Source organism: Amycolatopsis sp. cmx-8-4 (assembly GCF_046548675.1).
Classification (GTDB): Bacteria; Actinomycetota; Actinomycetes; order Mycobacteriales; family Pseudonocardiaceae; genus Amycolatopsis.
Map to the genome: position 1 here is coordinate 190,733 of NZ_JAEBDZ010000013.1, position 18,247 is coordinate 208,979.

The window sequence follows — 18,247 nt, forward strand, 5'->3', positions numbered from 1 at the left end:
AGCCTAACCACACCGGACCGGAAAGGACCCGACGTGCCGCCCAGGGTGATCGTCCTCAACGGAGGGTCCAGCTCCGGCAAGTCCACCGTCGCCCGGTGCCTGCAGGCGATCCTGCCCGACCCGTGGCTCACCTTCGGCACCGACACCCTCGTCGACGCGATGCCCGGCGGCGGCACGGGCATCGACTTCGCCGTCGGCGGCGAAGTCATCGTCGGTGAGGGCTTCCGCACCCTCGAAGCGGCCTGGATCCAGGGCATCGCCGCGATGGCCCGGGCGGGTGCCGGGGTCATCGTCGACGAGGTTTTCCTCGGCGGGGCCGCCTCCCAGCGACGCTGGCGAGACGCCCTCGACGGGCTGCCCGTGCTCTGGGTCGCCGTCCGCTGCGACGGCGACGTCGCCGCGCGACGCGAGGCCGCCCGGGGTGACCGGATCGCCGGAATGGCCGTCCGCCAGGCGGATCTCGTCCACCGGGGCGTCCGCTACGACTTCGAGGTCGACACCACCTGCACCGGACCCGAGGCCTGCGCCCGGGCGATCGCCGGCGAGGTCATTTCGCGGACGCCGGGGCCGTCGCCACCGCCGAGTCGCCGAACTTGATGCCCTTGGCCTCCTTGCCGATCGCCGTCAGGACCGCGACCGCCACCAGGCCCGGTACCACCGTCCACAAGAGAGCCGACGAGTACCCGTGGGACTCCGCGATCGCCTGCTGGATCGGGAGGTTGAGCGCCGCCAGGAGGTTGCCCAGTTGGTAGGTCACGCCCGGGTAGAAGCCGCGGATCGCGTCCGGGGACATCTCCGTCAGGTGCGCCGGGATCACGCCCCACGCCCCCTGGACCATCACCTGCATCAGGAACGACCCCAGCGCCAGCATCCCCGCGCCGTGGTCGAACGCGAAGATCGGGATCACCGGCAAACCGAGCACCGCCGCCGTGACGATCGTGCGGCGGCGGCCCAGCCTCTCGGACAGCGTGCCGAACGTCAGGCCGCCGATGATCGCGCCGACGTTGTACAGCACGGCGATCCACGTGCTCGTCGTCGCGGTCAGGCCGGCGCCGCCGTTGTCGTGCGCCTTCAGGAAACTCGGGTAGACGTCCTGGGTGCCGTGGCTCATCCAGTTGAACGCCGTCATCAGCAGGATCAGGTACCCGAACCGGCGGATCACCTTCGGGTTGAGCAGCACGTCCTTGACCGAGGTCCGTGTCACGCGCAGCTTCTCCCGCGTCGCCTCCCAGACCTCGGACTCCCGCACCCGGGCGCGGATCAGCAGGCTGATCAGCGCCGGGAAGATGCTCAGCACGAAGATCCAGCGCCACTCGAGGTTCAGTGCCGAGTGGAACAGCAGGTACGCGAGCGCGGCCATCAGGTACCCGATCGAATAGCCCACCTGCAACAGTCCCGAGAAGAACCCGCGGCGCGCCACCGGGATCTTCTCCATCGCCAGAGCCGCGCCCAGGCCCCATTCCCCGCCCATGCCGACGCCGTAGACGAACCGCAGGATCAGCAGCACCGTGAAGTTCGGGGCGAACGCGCACAGCAGACCGGCCACCGAGTACACCAGCACGTCCACGATCAGCGGCACCCGGCGCCCGACGCGGTCGGCCCACAGGCCGAACAGGAGCGCGCCGACCGGCCGCATCACCAGGGTGGCCGTGGTGATGAACGCCAGCTGCGTCGCGGTCGCGCCGAACGACTTGTCCTTGGCGATGTCCGCCAGCACGAAGACCACGAGGAAGTAGTCGAACGAGTCCATGCTCCAGCCGAGCAGCGCCGCGAGGAACGAGTTGCGCTGGTCCGATGTAAGCGCTTTCTTGGCCTGGGCCGGTTCCGCCTGCCGATCCGTCACGTTTGCCCCGTCCCGTCGGTTCCCCACCGGAAGACTTCAGGGTTGGTCTAGCACCGCCGACCCCGTGCGGGCAAGAGCGGACGTCGTGATCAGTGCGGGACGCCGATGCGCACCCGGCGGCCGACGTCCCGGGCCCAGGCCTTGATCCGGTCCCAGTCACGGAAGTCGCCGGCGCGCTGGCCCGACGCCATCAGCCGCGGAATCAGGCCGCGCACGGTCGACGGGTCGAGGCGGCCGCCGAAGGTGGCCGTGCGCTCGGCGTCGATGCGCGCCGCGAGCAGCGCCACGTTCGCCGGCAGGCCCACCTGGTGGGTGGCCGCGCCCGGGCCGCACGGGCCGCTGTGGAACAGCCACACCGGACGCTCGGCCAGCGCCCGGGCGTGGTGCTCCAGCAGCCGGACGGCGTCCGGCCGCCAGCGGTGGTAGTACAGGGCGCTGCCGACGACCACCGCGGCGTACCCGTCGACGGTGGCGACGTCGGCGGCGTCGCGTACGTCCACGGACAGGCCGATTCCGCGGAGCTCCGCGGCGATGACCTCGGCGATCTGCCGGGTGCCGCCGTGTCGTCCGGAGTGGGCGACGAGGACTGCGGTCATGGGTCCATTGTCGGCCTTCGTCCTCGAATCGGCGCCGCGGGCCGGTCACGATCCGCCGAACGGGCGCTTCTCCTCAGCCGGGCGGCAGGAACGCCGGGCGCGTCGCGGGGTCGGGTTCGTCGTAGTAACGCCGGAACACGGCGGTCTGACCACCGGAAACGGGCGGCACGATCCAGCTCCAGTCGGCCGGGCACCGGCGTCCGGCGCGTTCCTCCTTCTCCAGGTGCGTCAGGAACCGCCGCGACTCGGTGTGGTGGTCGGCCATCGTCACGCCCGCCGCGTCGAACGAGTGCTGCACGGCCAGCGTCAGCTCGACGAGCGCCCGGTCGCGCCACAGCGTGCGCTCGGAGCCGGTGTCCAGGCCCATCAGCTCCGCGATGGCGGGCAGCAGGTCGTAGCGGTCCTCGTCGGCCAGGTTGCGGGCGCCGACCTCGGTGCCGAGGTACCAGCCGTTGAACGGCGCGGCCGGGTATGTGACGCCCCCGATCTCCAGCGGCATGTTGCTGATCGCCGGGACGGCGTGCCAGCGCAGCCCCAGCCCGGCGAACCAGCGGTGGTCGGGGTGGCTCAGCGGCACCTCCAGCACGGCGTCCGCGGGCAGCGTGTACAGCCGCGGATCGCCGGGGTCCGACTCGACCAGCAGCGGGAGGAGGTCGAAGGAGCCTCTGCGCTCCGGTGGCCGCCAGCCGAGCCGCCGTACCTGCTCGGTGAACCCGGCGCACCGCGGGTCGCCGAGCACCGAGCCGTCCTCCAGCCGGTAGCCCGCGTAGCGGATGAGCTGCTCGTTGTGGATGCGCGGCCCCGGCCTCTCGGGCGTGTCCGGGGCGAAGACGGTGACGGTCGGGCGGATCCGGCCGGACCGGGTGGCCTGGCGCAGGTGGGCGACGCACTCGCCGGCGATGTCGGCGGGGTCGGTGACCCGGCGCCGGTCCCGGACGCGGAGGCTGTTCCAGTAGAGCCGGCCGATGCAGCGGGCCGAGTTGCGCCAGGCGACACGGGCGCCGAACGCCAGCTCGGCGGGCGTGTGCCGGTAGGTGCCGGTTTCGGCGATTTCGGCGCGCACCTCGGCGAGCCGCGTTTCGAGCCACGTGCCCTGTTCGGCGGCCCCTTCTTCGAACATGAGGTTGAGGAATTCCTCGGCCTTCGCGGAATTGACGCTCTGTTCCCCCGACACCCGTTGGTGGTAAAGTACCGGCGCGGTCGTCACCCGCTCGGACGTAGTGGTCACCGTGCTACCCCACTCTCCGAAATCGTGATCTGCATCCCGACGGGAAGGTTCACCGTTCCTCCGATGGTCGCCGACGACACTGTCGGCCGGAAACGCCTGCAGCACGGGCGCTTCCGACCAGGCGGGGGAGGATACCTCACGTTTCGCGGGACACGGTCCCCGAATGCCCAGTACGTTCCGCGTCTCCCGAAATATCGCCACAACCTGGGAAAACGTCGGAAAAATAGCCGTCACCACGTGTTATCCGGACATGTCGCAGCGCATTTCCCGTCAATCGATCACATTTACCGTCGAAGGCCGCGTGATTCTTTCCCGTGCGCCGATCTTCGGCTTTTCGTGGGTAATCGCCGAACGGCCTTTCCCGGCGCCGGTCCCCCGTGTACGCACGCGTGCGGGCACGTCGTTTAGAGTCGCCTGATCGGCAGAGGAGGACGTTTCGTGAACCGGATCCCCGTGGTCCTCGTCGCCGGGTTCCTCGGCGCGGGCAAGACGACGCTGCTCAACCACCTGCTCGCCAACCGCGAGGGCGCCCGGGTCGGCGTCGTGGTCAACGACTTCGGCAGCGTGAACGTCGACGCGCTGGCCGTGGCCGGGCAGGTCGACACGATGGTCTCGCTGGGCAACGGCTGCCTGTGCTGCGCGGTCGACGCCAGCGGGCTGGACGCGATGCTGGGCCGGCTGTCGTCGGCCGAGGCGGGGATGGACGTCATCGTCGTCGAGGCCAGCGGCATCGCCGAGCCGCGCGACCTGATCCGGCTGATGATCGCCAGCGAGAACCCGGACATCCGCTACGGCGGGCTGGCCGAGGTGGTGGACGCCGCCGAGTTCGAGGCCGCCCGCGAACGCCACCCCGAGCTGGCCGATCACCTGCGGCTGGCCGACCTGGTGGTGCTGAACAAGGCCGACCGCGTCGACGCCGAGGCGCTGGCGAAGGTCACGGCGACCGTCGAGGAGCTGGCGCCGGGCCGCCCGGTGCTGGTCACCGCCCACGGCCGGGTCGACCCGCGGCTGTTCTTCGACCCGGAACCCCGCGGCGAGCGGGTCGGCCAGCTGTCCTTCGACGACCTGCGCGAGGACGACCACGACCATTCCCGGCACCTGCACGCCGAGTACGAGACGGTCACCTTCACCGCCGAGACACCACTGGCGCCGCGAGCGTTCGTCGAGTTCCTCGAGCGCCGCCCGGCGGGCCTCTACCGCATGAAGGGCCAGGCCGACTTCGGCGCGGGGACGCGCTTCCGGCTGCACACGGTCGGCGGGTTCGTGCAGGTCGATCGCTCGGCCTGGCCACCTGGAGCGCCACACCGCACCGAGCTGGTGCTGATCGGCGCCGGCCTCGACGCCGAAGCGGTGTCGGCCGACCTGAGCGGCTGCGTCGCGGCCGACCCGGAGGTGGTCGACGAGCGCGGCCTGCTGCACATCCTCCGGTATCTGCCCGACGAAGCCTGAGCCCGCGCCACGCCGAAGATCGGCAAAACCGCGGGTTCCCGCCGGCCGCGGCAGAGACTGTCGGCCATGACGACCACCGAGGTGAGCGCACCACGCTGGTACCTGGTCGGCGTGCTGCCCGAAGAAGTCCCGCAAGCGCACCTGATGACCCGCTCGGGCGACCTCCGCTACCGGCGGTCGGCCTGCGGGGAGCGCGAGTCACGCAGCTGGAAGCCTGTCGACTTGACGACATCCGAAGTCGCACCGTGCCCGGAGTGCGTGGCGACACTGCCCGCTCCCCCGGCGGGCTTGCGGCTCGCCCCGGGAACCGAGAACCGCGGCCAGCTCAGCCTCGAGCTGGAGATCTAGCCGCTTTCCGGCAAACCGTGCCCCGATCCACGGCTACACCAGCGGCTTCTCGTAACAGACCGACTCCGGGTCGGCCTCGTGCGGCGGGAAGTTCGGCACCCGCCGGAAGCCCGCGCGCTCGTACAGGCGCATCGCCGCGGGCTGACGGACGCCTGTCTCCAGGCGGATGCGGGCCCCACCCGCCTCCCGGGCCAGGCGTTCGGACGCGGTCACCAACGCACCCGACACGCCCGAACCCCGTGCGTCCGGGGCCACGAACATCCGCTTCAGCTCGTACACGCCCGGCTCCACCGGCTCGATCGCGCAGCAGCCGATCGCCCGCTCGCCGTCCCACGCCAGGAGGTGGCGGGTTCCCGGCCGCAGGGGTGACGGCTGGGCGTCGACCGGCAGGTTGTAGACCACCACCAGCTCCGCCGTCATCGCCGTGACCAGCGCGACCAGCAGTCCGTCGTCGGCCGCGCACTCCGCGACGGTCGTCAAGGTCAGGCCTTCTTCGCCCGGCTCGGCGCGACGCGCGGCGGCTCGTTCGGCATCTTCGGGTAGACCGGCGGCCACGGCGCGTCCATCAGCCCGCCGGCCATGTCGGCCTCCGACAGCGCCAGCAGCGGCTCGATCGACTGCGGCCGCTCCCCCGCGCCCGCCCACGGGTCACCCAGCTCGGCCAGCCGGGCCGGCACCGTGCTCAGCGTGAACGTGTCGGGCTCGACGCCGGCCAGCTCGTCCCACGCGATCGGCGTGGACACCTGGCCGCCGACGCGCGGGCGCACGCACCACGTGCCGAAGACGGTCTTGTGCGGCGCGTTCTGGTTGAAGTCCACGAACACGCGCGAGCCGCGCTCCTCCTTCCACCACTGCGCCGTGATCTTCGCGGGGTGCCGCCGTTCGAGCGCCCGCGCCAGCGCGACCGCCGCGGCCCGCACCTGGAAGCTGTCCCAGCGCGGCTCCAGCAGCACGTACAAGTGCAGCCCCCGCGAGCCGGACGTCTTGAGGTGGCCTTCGATGCCGAGCTCACCCAGGAACTCCCTGGTCAGCAGCGCGGCCTCGCACAGGTCGCCGAACCCGATGCCCGGTGACGGGTCGAGGTCGACGCGCAGCTCGTCGGCGACCTCGGGCGTGTCGGCGCGGTACGGCCACACGTGGAAGCCGAGGCACCCGAGGTTCACCGCCCAGAGGATGTGCGCCAGGTCCTTCGCGACCAGCGCGTCACTCGTGGTGCCGTTCGGCGTCGACACCACCGTGGTGGACAGCCACGGCGGCGCACCCTGGGGCACGCGTTTCTGGAACCAGTTCTTGCCGCCCGCGCCGTCCGGGTAGCGCTCCAGCAGCAGCGGGCGCCCGCCGAGCCGGGCCAGCAGCGGCCCGGCGACCGCGCGGTAGTACTCGACGAGGTCGAGCTTCGACTCACCCCGCTCGGGGAAGTAGACCTTGTCCGGACTGCTGATCCTGACCTCGACGCCGTCGACGTCCAGCAGCACCGCGCCGCTCATCGCGCCTCCCCGAACAGCTTGGCCAGCTCGGCGGGCGGTGCTTCGTCGAGCTGGGCGTACGTGCAGGACTCCGGGATGCGGTCGGGCCGGAAGCGGACCAGCCGCCCGCCGTGGCGGAAGCGGCCGCCCTGCAGGTGCTCGTAGCGGACCTCGGCCACCCACTCGGTGCGCAGCGGCTCCCAAGCGAGATCCTTGCCGGGCGCCCAGCGGCTGTTCGCGCCCGGTTGCCGGCCCGGCTGGGGCTCGTACTCGGCCCAGGAACGCCAGGGGTGGCCCTCCAGCGCGTTCTCCCGCAGCGGCGCCAGTTCCTCGACCAGCTCGGCCCGCCGCGCCTTCGTGAAGCTGCTGGCCACGCCGACGTGGTGCAGCACGCCTTCGCCGTCGAACAGGCCGAGCAGCAGCGAGCCGACGCCGGCGCCGTCCTTGTGCCAGCGGAAGCCGGTCACGACGCAGTCCGCGGTGCGCTCGTGCTTGACCTTCCACATGACGCGCTTGTCCTGCTCGTACGGCTCGTCGGCGGGCTTGGCCATGACGCCGTCGAAGCCCGCGCCCTCGAACCGGGTGAACCAGTCCGCGGCCTGGTCGGGGTCCTCGCTCAGCGGGGTCAGGTGGACGCGCTGCAGCCCTTCGGCGTCGGTCCGCAGGACGCTTTCGAGCTGCCGGCGCCGCTCCCGGAACGGCTCGCCGGTGAGGTCCGTGTCCCCGAGGGCGAGCAGGTCGAAGGCGACGAAGCTGGCCGGAGTCTCCTCCGCGAGCTTCCGCACGCGCGAGGCCGCCGGGTGCAGCCGCAGCTGCAGCACCTCGAAGTCCAGGCCGGCCGGGGTGACGAGGACGATCTCGCCGTCGACCACGCACCTCGGCGGCAGCGCGGCGGCCAGCAGCTCCACCAGCTCCGGGAAGTACCGGGTGAGCGGGCGGTCGTTGCGGGAGCCGAGCTCGATCTCGTCACCGTCGCGGAACACGATGCAACGGAAACCGTCCCACTTGGGCTCGTAGAGCAGGCCCGGCGTGCGCGGCACGTCGTGCACGGCTTTCGCGAGCATCGGCCGCACGGGCGGCATCACGGGCAAGTCCACCGCGCGAGCTTAAATCACGGGTACGACACTTCTTTTGAAAAACGACACAGCCGGACGTGATACACACGTCCTCGTGACCACCGAACGCCCGGAACCGCCGTCGATCGGGGGCGAGCGCGAAATGCTGCGCACGTTCCTCGACTTCCACCGCGCCACCCTCGCCATGAAGTGCGACGGACTGTCCGACGAGGACCTTCGCCGCGCCTCGAGCCCGCCCTCGACGCTGTCCCTGCTCGGTCTCGTCCAGCACATGGCCGAGGTCGAGCGCACCTGGTTCCGGCGGGTGATCAACGCCGAGGACGTCCCGCTGCGGTACTCGGCCGACGGCGACTTCCAGGCCGCCTACGACGCGAGCTCCTCGACGCGCGCGGAGGCGTTCGAAGCCTGGCAGGCCGAAGTCGAGCAGTCGCGCAAGATCGAAGAGGCCGCCGAGTCCCTCGACGTCACCGGGTACCAGGTGCGCTGGGGCGAAGACGTCTCGCTGCGCCTGGTGATGCTCCACATGATGCACGAGTACGCCCGGCACAACGGCCACGCGGACTTCCTCCGGGAGGCCATCGACGGCGTCACGGGCGTCTGATGGACGTGCTCGCCTGGCTGCGCGACGCCGACCCGGCCCTGCGCTGGCAGGTCGAGCGCGACCTGCTGGGCGAGCCGCCGCCGGTCTGGGAGGCCACCCGCGCCCGCGTGACGACCGACGGTTTCGGCGCACGGCTGCTGGCGAGGCAGGACTCGGACGGCCAGTGGGCCGGCGGCGCGTTCTTCCCGGCGGACTTCGACTTCGCGAGCATGAAGACGGACGGCCAGCCCTGGACGGCGACGACGTGGGTCCTCAACGACCTGCGGGAGTGGGGCGTCGACGCCGCTGCTCTGAGCGGGACGGCGCAGCTGCTCGCGGAGAACTCCCGGTGGGAGTACGAGAACCTGCCGTACTGGGGTGGCGAGGTCGACTGCTGCATCAACGCGTGGACGCTCATGAACGGCCTGTGGCTCGGCGCCGACGTCGCCGGGATCGCCGGCTGGTTCGTCGAGCACCGGCTACCGGACGGCGGCTGGAACTGCGAGTGGGTCGAAGGTTCGACGCGCTCGTCCGTCCACTCGACCCTCAACTCGCTCAAGGGCCTGCTCGCCTGGGACACGGCGACGGGCGGCTCACCGGCGACCCACGCCGCCCGCCGCGGCGGCGAGGAGTACCTCCTGGAGCGCGGTCTCTTCCGCCGGCTGTCGACCGGCGAACCGGTGCTGCCGGAGGTGGGCAGCTTCTCGTACCCGTTCCTCTGGCAGTACACCGTGCTCAACGCGGCCGAGTACTTCCGCCTGGCGTCCCGGTTCGACGGCACGCGGCCGGACCCGCGCATGGCGGAGGCGATCGAGCTGATCCGCGCGGCCCGGCAGCCGGACGGCACGTGGCTGCAGGGCCGCCGGCTCAAGGGCCGGACGTGGTTCGAGACCGACGTCCCGGAGGGCGAGCCGTCGAAGTGGCTGACCCTGTCGGCGACGCGCGTCCTGGCCTGGTGGGACGGGTCGTGAGTGGTCAGGGCGGTTAGAACCGCCCCAACCACTCACGACCCCCAGCGTCAGAGCGCCGCCAGGACCAGGCCGCTGCGGGGCTTCGGTGTGAAGTACGTGGCCTTGCGGGGCATCCGGCGGCCCGCCGCGTGCACCGCCAGGACGTCGGCGTAGGCCACCGGGGCCAGCAGGACCACGGCGTCCGCGTCGTGCGGTGCCGGGCGTCCGGCCGGGAGCGGGTGGACGTGCGGGCCGTCCGGGTCGACGCCGAGCGCGTCGGCGAACAGGACGCGTTCGACGATCTCGTGGTCGATCACCGGGCCCGGCCAGGCCTGCTTCGGCAGCGGGACCCGTAGCACCGCCGAACCCGCGTGGACCACGACCTCGCCCGGCACCGGGACGGCGTGGTCGTCGAAGCGGACGTCGAGGCCGGCCGCGCACCAGCGCGACACCAGCTCCTCCGGGCCGAACCCGGTGCCTGTCAGCACCCGGTTGATCGCGCCGATCCGCAGCTGCGGGCCCGCCGTGACCAGGGCGAGGAGCGCGCCGTGGCCGGCCGCCGCGGCCGCGGCCACGCGGTGGTTGCCGTCGGCGACCAGCAGGTCGGCGCCCGCGACCGCGGCCAGCAGCCGGTCCTGCAGCGGCCCGGCGGGCACCGCCCACAGCTCGTGCCGGCGGCCCGCGGCGTCCGAAGTGGACAGATCGGGCAGGCCGAGGCCGGCGCAGGCGCGTTCGACCTGCTCGGTCAGCAGGTCGCCGTCCGTGGCCGGGACGAGCAGCGCGGCGCTGGTCGCGCAGCCCAGCCCGGCCAGCACGGCCGCCCGCTCGGCGACGACGTCCGGGTAGACGTCCTCGGTGTGCCGCACCCGCGCGGTGCCGTCGTCGGTCACCGCGGCCGGGTCGACCAGGCAGAGCAGGCCGGACGCGACGCCGTCCGGGCCCTCGATCCGGTACGGCGCGACGAACCGCCGCATCGGCCGGTAGTAGCGCTTGCGGAGCCGTTCGAGCATGGCCCGGGCGATCGGGACGGCCGCGGTCTGGTCGAGCCCGTGGGCCAGCGCCGCCGGCGTGCGGGCCGGGTGCTGCACGGCCAGCAAGGTGTCCGCGGCGCCGGGAGCGGCCAGCGCGGCGATCACTTGGTCGGGCTCGGCGAACTCGTCGACGTCGGGGCCGGGGACCGCGTCGCGGACCACCCATCCCTGCTCGATCGGCCGGATCCAGTCGCTCATCCTCCCATCTTCCGCGCCGGGGACTGTGACGGAAATTCGCTGGGGTGCGGACCACCGCGATGGAATGCTTAGGACTGCAAAGCAGTTGACTCCGGTCATGGCCACCCCGAGGAGCACGCCACCCATGACGACCCCGGCCCCCACCAGCGTGAAAGGGGTCGGCTTCCGGTCCGAACGCGGCCCGGTGCTGATCGCCGTCATGCTCAGCACGGCGCTGGTCGCGCTGGACAGCACGATCATCGCGACCGCGGTGCCCTCGGTGGTGCGCGACCTCGGCGGGTTCTCGCAGTTCCCGTGGCTGTTCTCGGTCTACCTGCTGACCCAGGCGGTCACCGTCCCGCTCTACGGCAAGTTCGCCGACGTGCTCGGCCGCCGTCCGGTGATGTTCTTCGGGATAGCGGCGTTCCTCGTCGGCTCGGTGCTGTGCGGGGCCGCGTGGAGCATGCCGGTGCTGATCGCCGCCCGCGCGGTGCAGGGCATCGGCGCCGGGGCGATCCAGCCGATGTCGATGACGGTCATCGGCGACCTCTACACGGTGGAGGAGCGAGCGCGTGTGCAGGGCTACGTCGCCAGCGTGTGGGGCGTCGCCTCGGTCGTCGGGCCGACGCTCGGCGGCGTCTTCGCGGAGTACCTGGACTGGCGCTGGATCTTCTTCATCAACCTGCCGCTCGGCGCGATCGCCGCGCTGATGCTGCACCGGAACTTCACCGAGCGGGTCGAGCGCAAGGCGCACAAGGTCGACTACACGGGCGCGGCGCTGCTCACGGTCGGCTGTTCGCTGGTGATCCTCGGCCTGCTGGAAGGCGGCGTCGCGTGGGGCTGGGGCTCGCTGCCGAGCGTGGCGATCTTCGTGGTCGGCGCGCTGCTGCTGGTGGCGTTCGTGCTGGTGGAGAAGCGCGTCGCCGAGCCGGTGCTGCCGCTGTGGGTGTTCACCCGGCGGGTCCTGGTGGGCGGCAACCTGGTCGCGGTGGTCGTCGGCGCGGTCCTGATGGGCCTGACGTCGTACCTGCCGACGTACGCCCAGGGCGTCCTGGGGGCGGGCGCGCTGGTGGCGGGCTTCGCGGTCGCGGCGCTGACGGTCGGCTGGCCCCTGTCGGCGTCCTTGGCGGGCAAGATCTACCTGAAGATCGGCTTCCGCGACACGGCGTTGATCGGCAGCGTGTTCGTCATCGCGGGCGGCGTCCTGGTGGCGATGCTGAGCGCGACGTCGTCGATCTGGGCGGCGGCGTTCGCGGCGTTCGTCCTGGGCATCGGCCTGGGGTTGTCGTCGAGCCCCACGCTGGTGGCGGTCCAGTCGGTGGTCGGCTGGGACCGGCGCGGTGTGGTGACGGGCACGAACCTGTTCAGCCGCTCGCTGGGCAGCGCGGTGGGCGCGGCGGTGTTCGGCGCGATCGCGAACGCGACGCTGGCTTCGCGGTTCGCGAACCCGCCGGCGGACGTGGCGGGCAAGCTTCCGCCGTCGGTGGACGCCACGAGCCTGGTGCTGGGGAGCCACGAGGACACGCCGGTGACGCGGTTCGTCCGCGGCGCGCTGGCGGACGCCACGCACTACGTGTTCATCGGCCTGCTGGTGGTGGCGGCGCTTTCGGTGGTGGCCCTGCTGCTCATGCCGCGGAAGACGGAGCAGCTGGAGTTCTAGTCCGATTCTTCTAAGCAGGGAACGCAATTTAACGCACGTACGTCTGCACACTGCTCGTGCACGTGCGCCCGACTGCCTTGCTGCTCGGAACACGTGACACGGCAAGCAAACCTCGCCACGATGCATGTCCATGAAATGTCACTGATTTGACAGGTAAACGCCGTACGACTACGCAACCGGACGCGCGTTATCCTTCTCTCGGCGGTGTTGATCCATCACATTCCACGGTTAACCTACATGGACGCCTAAGCGACGTTCCGGCCTCGATGCCGCCCGGCCGGCCGGCGCGCGCCCGTCGAGAAACCGGGGGACACACGTGGCTGAGCAGGTCAAGCAGTCTTCAAGCGAGACAAACGAACCCACCTTGACCTGGATGAAGAGTTCGGCCAGCGGCAGTGGGGGTGGCGGCGACGGCAACTGTGTGGAAGTTGCCAGAACGCCGAGCCACGTTCACTTACGGGATTCGAAGAACCCCGACCCTCGGCTGACATTCACCCGCGAGACCTGGCGGGCATTCCTTCACAGTCACCTCTAGCTGCAGTCCAGTTCCACCACACCCTGGTCAGCCCAAACGGCCCTGACCAGGGTTTCTTGTGCCCTGGCGTGGCAAGACTGCAGTCGGATGGCAAGTTGGCTTCCATCCAGCGAGCACTGACGCTGGTTGCGTAATGACGTACGGCACTCGTAGTGCTATCGTTCTGCCATGTGGCACATCGACTACTTGCCACCAGAATGATGGGAGTGAAACGATCATGACAAGGGCACACTCGCCAGTAGTCAGCCAGCGGCGGGTGCTGGCGGAGATAAGGGAGGCGAGAGAGGCCCTACAACTCACGCAGAAGGACGTCGCCGAAGCACTGGACTGGTCGGTCTCGAAACTCATCCGCATCGAGAACGGCAGCGTCGGGTTGTCGATCACCGACCTGAAGGCTCTCCTGCTGCACTACGGCATCACCGACCGGGATCGTGTCGAGAACTATGTCGCGATGGCCAAAGCCGGCCGGGAACCTGGCTGGTGGGACCGGTACAAGCGAACCAACAGCCCGGAGTTCGTGAAGTTCCTGGGCCTAGAAGCAGCTACGGTCATCCTTCGCCAGTATCAGCTACACCTGGTACCCGGGCTGCTCCAGGTTCCCGAATACACTCGCTCCTTGGTCTCGCAGGACACTGGAGACCTTGACGTCCAGGCGCGACGGATCAAGCTCCGGGCCGATCGGCAAGGGCGGCTTGACGACATCGAACTCGAACACTTCTTCATCCTCGACGAATCCGTGCTGCGCCGGCGAGTCACCGACGGTGAGAGCTGGCGGACCCAGCTACGTCACCTCCGCGAGGTCTCTGAGCGGCCCAATGTGACCTTGCAGATCCTGCCGTTCAAGACCGGCTGGGTCGAAGGGATGCAGAGCTCTTTCGAGCTCTTGCAGCTGTCCGACGAGTCCAACGACCTGTTCCTCAACCTCGAACAACCCGATGGCGACCAGTTCTTCGACGACGTGATCGGAGCCGAGAAGGCCGCCCAGTTCATGCAAATCTTCTACCGCCTGGAAGACGCGGCACTCACACCCGAAGAAACACCCGAGTTCATCGACAAGACACTACGAGAGCTGGACGACTGATGAGACGCGCATAGAGAAGCGGCCCCCGGCTGGTACCCAGGGACCGCTTCGAAAGGCAATACCTCCGACCCACCTTGACGCGAGCGCGGACCTACTGCCGAGGCGCCAGCATACGACCCCGCATCCCGGGGACGGTGCCGCCGTCCGGCTTATGACCCAAGATCATCTCTCCGGGGACGCAACGTCACCCTTATCGGTGACTCAGGGCCACTCAGGCTGAGCGCGTGGGCCACAAGCCCATAAGCCAGCCCTCCAGGTGTCTCTCCCATGGACAGGGTTGTCCGCGACGCACCGCCGGCTTTGCCGGTAGTGCTTCCGGTCGTGTCCGAGCACGACCACCAACCCATGTCCGGCGAGCCGCCGATGCAGGCCGGCACGTTCGAGGAGAACACCGTGAAAGTCGAAGTCCGTGCCGACCACAGACCATTCCCCCGCCTGGTCCGGGTGCTCACCGGCCGAGCCGGCGCCCTGCGCTACGAGTCACGGCGATCGGGGAGGCCACGATGAGCGACGAACCCTGGGTACAAAGCCCGATCGGCGACCGCGACAAGGCCTGGTCACTCCGGATAAGCAAATCCGTCGCCGTCCTCGCACCGCACATTGTCGCCTTGATGAGGCTGGACGACCACATCCCGCTCATCGAGACCGACCACCGGGCTCAGCGGGTGTACGTGGTGCCGGAAAAGGACACCTGGCCGGACGTCGCCCGGGAACTTCGCGATCGCGGAGAAATCGTCCTCCCGATGTCTCAAGCCCGCGAACACGAGCACGGCCTCGTCCTGGCCGGCAGCATCCGCGGCATCGACGACATACGCGGGCCGGTGCTCCTGGTCCCCCACGGCGGCGGGTTCGGGCAATACCGGTCCTGGCGGGCGCCGACGGCTCAGCCCGGTGACGGCCCCACCACCGGGCTACATCCCGACCAGATACTGCGAGACGGCCAGGTCCGCGAAGACATGAAGATCGTGTTGACCCACGAGCGCGAGCTGGACCTCCTCACGCGGTTCTGCCCGCAGGCCGTTTCCCACGCCCTCATCGCCGGAGACATCGCGTTCGACCGGCTCGTCGCCAGCCGTGCCTACCGCAACCACTACCGGCGCGCTCTCGGCGTCGCGGACGACCGGGAAATCGTCGTGATCACCTCGACGTGGTCACGCCAGTCCGGCTTCGGCCGCAACCCGGGCCTCTTCCGGCAGGTCCTCGATGCGCTCCCGCAGGATCGCTTCCGGGTGATCGCCACTCTTCACCCACAGATCTGGTCGCACCACGGCGAGGGCCAGGTGCGCGGCTGGCTCAGGGACAGCATCGAGGCTGGGCTCGGTGTGCTGGCGCCCCGGACCGACTGGCGCGGTGCGGTCGCCGCCGCCGACTACCTGATGGGCGACTTCACCTCGGTCACCGGTTTCGCCGCGGGCTTCGGCACCCCGGTCCTGCGGATTCCCCACGATCCTCGGCCCCTGCTGCCGGGCTCCCCGACCGCTGTCCTCGCCGATCACAGCCCATTGTGGGACCCGACCCGGCCTCTGGTTCCACAACTGCACTACTCGGCGGACATACAGGACCGGGGGTTGGGGGCACGGATCGCCGGATTGCTGACTTCACGACCTGGGGAAGCCGGTGCGATCCTGCACTCAGCCATGTACCGCATGCTGGGCCTGCGCGAACCCGCACGAGGATTGCCGCAGTCACCAGTACCACTGCCACGCCTCGTGTCCCGGCCGGACCGGTGGACGACTCCTTGACGACGGAACCACGCCTGTGGCACTACACGCTGACCTCCGGCTTGGTCACCGCCGACGCCGGGCGCTGTACGCGCCCGGCGCTGGCGGATGTCCTCATCCATCCCGGGACCGCATTATTCGCCGACGCGCGAGCACTCATCGCCGGTTCATTCGCCCGCCTGCCCGGGCTCTCCATCAGTGCCGTCGGCTTCGGAGATGGGACGTGCGTGATCGGTGACCGCTCTGGCGGTGTCACCACTGTCAGAGCCGGCGACCTCGAACTCACCGCGGTAGCCACCCACACGTGGCTACTCGGTGGCCGGCGCCTCACTGCTCTCGGCTCCGTGTGCCCTCAGCCCATCAAGCCGGGCTCGAACCCGCTCCACCTGCGGCCCACCGACCTGCTCGTACAACTGCAGTGCCTCGACCAGATACTCCCGAACCGCGGGCACGTCGTCGTCGCAGTAGGCCACATCGGCGAAACCGACCAGGACGTCCGCCTCGTAGACCACCGACCCTGATGCGGCCAGCACCGCACGTGCCCGGTCCAAGCGCCGAAACGCCGAACCGATATCGCCGCCACGTGCTTCCAACCGGGCGAGGCCCACCATCACCTTGGCTTCGTCTTTCTCATCGCCCATGCCGCCGAACATCTCCCGTGCGAGTTCGAGGTGCTGCGTCGCTTCGTCGTCACGGCCCGCGGTCACCAGTGCCTCGCCGATCCTGCGATGCCGTTGGGCAACTCCCCGCTCGATCCCCAACTCCCTTTCCATGGCCAGGCTTTCAGAGAAGAACGCCACTGCCGCATCGACATCTCCGCGCCCTTGCGCGGCTGTCCCCAACTGGTCCAGCGCCACGGACTCGTTGAGCCGGCTTCCCGCGGCGCGCGCCATCTCCAGTGCCCGCGTACATTCCCGCTCCGCGACCTCGAACCGCCCCAGATCCAAATAGGCGCGCCCCAGCTGGCATCGCAACCGCGACTCCGCGACCGGGTTGCCGCAGCGTTGGGCCGCGATGATCCCGATCTCGTGCGAACGCAGCCATCGCGGGAAGTGCTTGCGGTGCAGAAACAGCTCCCACAGCGCCTCGCAGAGCTGCCACGCCAGGTCGTCGTGCCGTCGTGCGGCCGCTTCCTCGAGTACGGCGAGTGCGTTGGGCAACTGCTCGTCGAGCCATTCGAGCGCTTCACGCCCGGAACCGAACGCGGCCGGGGCGTCCCGATACTGCTCGGAGACCGAGCTGACCCGCCAGCGAATCGGAATGACGACCATGTTCGCCCGCGTCATCGCATGCAGGAGCCAAGTCGCCACCCGAGGCACCACTTCGAATCGATCGTCGTCCCGCTGCGCGCGACCGTGCAGTCGTACAAGGTCGTGAAAGCGGAAGCAGTCGTCATCGATCTCTTCCAGCAAACTTGCGTCCACCAGGACTTGCAGTCCGTCGGTCGCCGTCTGCTCGTTCAGCCTGGCCGCTGCGACAGCCACGTCGACGCCGAACGAGGCCCCCGGGAACTCGCTCAGCAGCCGGTAGAGAGATGCGGCAGTCTGCGGCAACGCTTGGTACGACCAGTCGAACGTCGTAGCCACCGGAGTGCCACCGTCAGCCGACAACCGGCTCAGCCGCGCCCGTTCGTCACTCAGTTCGGCCACCACCCGCGCGACCTGCCACCGCGGCCGGGAAGCCAGTCGCGCGGCGGCCACGCGCAACGCGATCGGCAACCGTCCGCACAGCGTGGCCAGCTCGGCGACTTCGGCAAGCTCACCGGCGACCCTGGACCTGCCTACCGTTCGCACCACCAACTCCACGGCATGCGGCTGGGAAAGCGGTGCCACATCGACGAACCGCGCGCCGTCGGAACCCAGTCCATCCAGCCTCAGCCTGCTGGTCACCACCACCATGCAACCGCCGGAGGCAGGGATCAAGGGACGGACCTGCGCCACGGACAGCGCGTTGTCCACCACCACCAGCAGGCGCTTGCCCGCTGTCATGGTCCGGAACAAAACTGTCTGTTCGACCAGTTCGACGGGCACTCGTTCGGGCGCCACCCCCAGACTACGCAGAAAGGCTCCGAGCACCTCGTCCGGGACCACTGCGGCTTCCGGCGAGAAACCCCGCAGATCGGCATACAGCTGACCGTCGGGATAGCGGTCGGAATGCCTGCCGCTCCAAGTCACGGCGAGCCCGGTCTTGCCCACCCCACCAGGCCCGATCAGCACGACAATCGCCGGCCGTCCGTCAGTGTCCTCGTCCTGCTCGGAGATGTCGTCCAAGGCCGCGAGCTCGCCGGTCCGGCTCGTGAAGTGCGACGGCATCGGTGGCAGCTGGCGAGGCACCGACGACGGTGTCAGTGGCAACGGACCGGTGATCCACACGTCACCCGTGATCGTCCCGGCTTGCAGCACGACACCGGTCGCGCCGTCGCCGACGGTGTTGTGCACTTCGGATGGCGATGAGGGCCCGCTTTGAGACGTCATCCGAGAACTCCCGCCCAGACCTCGAAGTTCTC

The 18,247-nt window shown here is 69.9% G+C and carries 18 protein-coding genes; 10 read left to right on the top strand and 8 right to left on the bottom strand.

Features of this window, described 5'->3' with window-relative positions:
• Positions 1 to 33 precede the first annotated feature (33 nt).
• Positions 34 to 597: a chloramphenicol phosphotransferase CPT gene (gene cpt / locus ACLJQZ_RS27305; RefSeq protein ID WP_410622719.1), complete on the top strand. Its 564-nt coding sequence runs from the start codon at positions 34 to 36 to the stop codon at positions 595 to 597.
• Here cpt and ACLJQZ_RS27310 read toward each other — a convergent pair.
• The 3 genes from ACLJQZ_RS27310 to ACLJQZ_RS27320 form a co-directional block, all read right to left on the bottom strand.
• Positions 548 to 1,843: an MFS transporter gene (locus ACLJQZ_RS27310; RefSeq protein ID WP_410622720.1), complete on the bottom strand. Its 1,296-nt coding sequence runs from the start codon at positions 1,841 to 1,843 to the stop codon at positions 548 to 550. The two genes, cpt and ACLJQZ_RS27310, sit on opposite strands and share 50 nt — an antisense overlap.
• Positions 1,844 to 1,932: 89 nt before the next feature.
• The gene (locus ACLJQZ_RS27315; RefSeq protein ID WP_410622721.1) at positions 1,933 to 2,439 is read right to left on the bottom strand and encodes a flavodoxin domain-containing protein; all 507 of its coding nucleotides are present in this window, start codon (positions 2,437 to 2,439) and stop codon (positions 1,933 to 1,935) included.
• A 73-nt stretch (positions 2,440 to 2,512) separates the two neighbouring features.
• On the bottom strand, positions 2,513 to 3,667 hold the full coding sequence (locus tag ACLJQZ_RS27320; RefSeq protein ID WP_410622722.1) for a nitric oxide synthase oxygenase: 1,155 nt from the start codon (positions 3,665 to 3,667) through the stop codon (positions 2,513 to 2,515).
• A gap of 163 nt (positions 3,668 to 3,830) precedes the next feature.
• Here ACLJQZ_RS27320 and ACLJQZ_RS27325 point away from each other — a divergent pair, with 163 nt between their 5' ends.
• The 3 genes from ACLJQZ_RS27325 (at position 3,831) to ACLJQZ_RS27335 (ending at position 5,464) form a co-directional block, all read left to right on the top strand.
• The gene (locus ACLJQZ_RS27325; protein ID WP_410622723.1) at positions 3,831 to 4,085 is read left to right on the top strand and encodes a hypothetical protein; all 255 of its coding nucleotides are present in this window, start codon (positions 3,831 to 3,833) and stop codon (positions 4,083 to 4,085) included.
• A 20-nt stretch (positions 4,086 to 4,105) separates the two neighbouring features.
• Positions 4,106 to 5,116 carry a CobW family GTP-binding protein gene (locus tag ACLJQZ_RS27330; RefSeq protein WP_410622724.1) on the top strand — a complete coding sequence of 337 codons (1,011 nt, stop codon included), beginning with the start codon at positions 4,106 to 4,108 and terminating at the stop codon, positions 5,114 to 5,116.
• Positions 5,117 to 5,182: 66 nt separating this feature from the next.
• Complete coding sequence (locus tag ACLJQZ_RS27335) at positions 5,183 to 5,464, top strand: hypothetical protein (protein WP_410622725.1); 282 nt, start codon at positions 5,183 to 5,185, stop codon at positions 5,462 to 5,464.
• Between the two features lie 33 nt (positions 5,465 to 5,497).
• Here the strand turns inward: ACLJQZ_RS27335 and ACLJQZ_RS27340 are convergent, their stop codons facing one another.
• Genes ACLJQZ_RS27340 through ACLJQZ_RS27350 form a run of 3 tightly spaced genes read right to left on the bottom strand, consistent with a single transcriptional unit; the run spans position 5,498 to position 8,027 of the window.
• On the bottom strand, positions 5,498 to 5,944 hold the full coding sequence (locus ACLJQZ_RS27340; protein WP_410622726.1) for a GNAT family N-acetyltransferase: 447 nt from the start codon (positions 5,942 to 5,944) through the stop codon (positions 5,498 to 5,500).
• 2 nt (positions 5,945 to 5,946) lie between these two features.
• Positions 5,947 to 6,951, bottom strand: a complete 1,005-nt coding sequence (ligD, locus tag ACLJQZ_RS27345; RefSeq protein ID WP_410622727.1) for a non-homologous end-joining DNA ligase — start codon at positions 6,949 to 6,951, stop codon at positions 5,947 to 5,949.
• Positions 6,948 to 8,027 carry an ATP-dependent DNA ligase gene (locus ACLJQZ_RS27350; RefSeq protein WP_410622728.1) on the bottom strand — a complete coding sequence of 360 codons (1,080 nt, stop codon included), beginning with the start codon at positions 8,025 to 8,027 and terminating at the stop codon, positions 6,948 to 6,950. Before ACLJQZ_RS27350 ends, ligD begins: the two co-directional genes overlap by 4 nt.
• Before the next feature lie 73 nt (positions 8,028 to 8,100).
• Between ACLJQZ_RS27350 and ACLJQZ_RS27355 the strand changes: the two genes are divergently transcribed.
• Together ACLJQZ_RS27355 and ACLJQZ_RS27360 are read left to right on the top strand one after the other, a co-directional pair.
• Positions 8,101 to 8,607, top strand: a complete 507-nt coding sequence (locus ACLJQZ_RS27355) for a DinB family protein (RefSeq protein WP_326948773.1) — start codon at positions 8,101 to 8,103, stop codon at positions 8,605 to 8,607.
• The gene (locus ACLJQZ_RS27360) at positions 8,607 to 9,557 is read left to right on the top strand and encodes a squalene cyclase (protein WP_410622729.1); all 951 of its coding nucleotides are present in this window, start codon (positions 8,607 to 8,609) and stop codon (positions 9,555 to 9,557) included. The genes ACLJQZ_RS27355 and ACLJQZ_RS27360 overlap by 1 nt, the downstream gene beginning before the upstream one ends.
• A gap of 47 nt (positions 9,558 to 9,604) precedes the next feature.
• On the opposite strand, the gene ACLJQZ_RS27365 is transcribed toward ACLJQZ_RS27360, so the two are convergent.
• The gene (locus ACLJQZ_RS27365) at positions 9,605 to 10,765 is read right to left on the bottom strand and encodes a DUF1015 family protein (RefSeq protein WP_410622730.1); all 1,161 of its coding nucleotides are present in this window, start codon (positions 10,763 to 10,765) and stop codon (positions 9,605 to 9,607) included.
• Between the two features lie 124 nt (positions 10,766 to 10,889).
• Between ACLJQZ_RS27365 and ACLJQZ_RS27370 the strand changes: the two genes are divergently transcribed.
• From ACLJQZ_RS27370 to ACLJQZ_RS27385, 4 genes are all read left to right on the top strand, one after another.
• Positions 10,890 to 12,404, top strand: coding sequence for an MDR family MFS transporter (locus ACLJQZ_RS27370; protein ID WP_410622731.1), 1,515 nt, complete (start codon positions 10,890 to 10,892; stop codon positions 12,402 to 12,404).
• A gap of 373 nt (positions 12,405 to 12,777) precedes the next feature.
• Positions 12,778 to 12,939: a DUF397 domain-containing protein gene (locus ACLJQZ_RS27375; RefSeq protein WP_410622772.1), complete on the top strand. Its 162-nt coding sequence runs from the start codon at positions 12,778 to 12,780 to the stop codon at positions 12,937 to 12,939.
• Positions 12,940 to 13,195: 256 nt separating this feature from the next.
• Positions 13,196 to 14,020, top strand: coding sequence for a helix-turn-helix domain-containing protein (locus tag ACLJQZ_RS27380; RefSeq protein ID WP_410622732.1), 825 nt, complete (start codon positions 13,196 to 13,198; stop codon positions 14,018 to 14,020).
• Between the two features lie 503 nt (positions 14,021 to 14,523).
• A complete protein-coding gene (locus tag ACLJQZ_RS27385; RefSeq protein ID WP_410622733.1) occupies positions 14,524 to 15,762 on the top strand; it encodes a hypothetical protein in 1,239 nt (412 codons plus the stop codon).
• Between the two features lie 287 nt (positions 15,763 to 16,049).
• On the opposite strand, the gene ACLJQZ_RS27390 is transcribed toward ACLJQZ_RS27385, so the two are convergent.
• Complete coding sequence (locus ACLJQZ_RS27390; protein ID WP_410622734.1) at positions 16,050 to 18,179, bottom strand: ATP-binding protein; 2,130 nt, start codon at positions 18,177 to 18,179, stop codon at positions 16,050 to 16,052.
• Positions 18,180 to 18,247 lie beyond the last annotated feature (68 nt).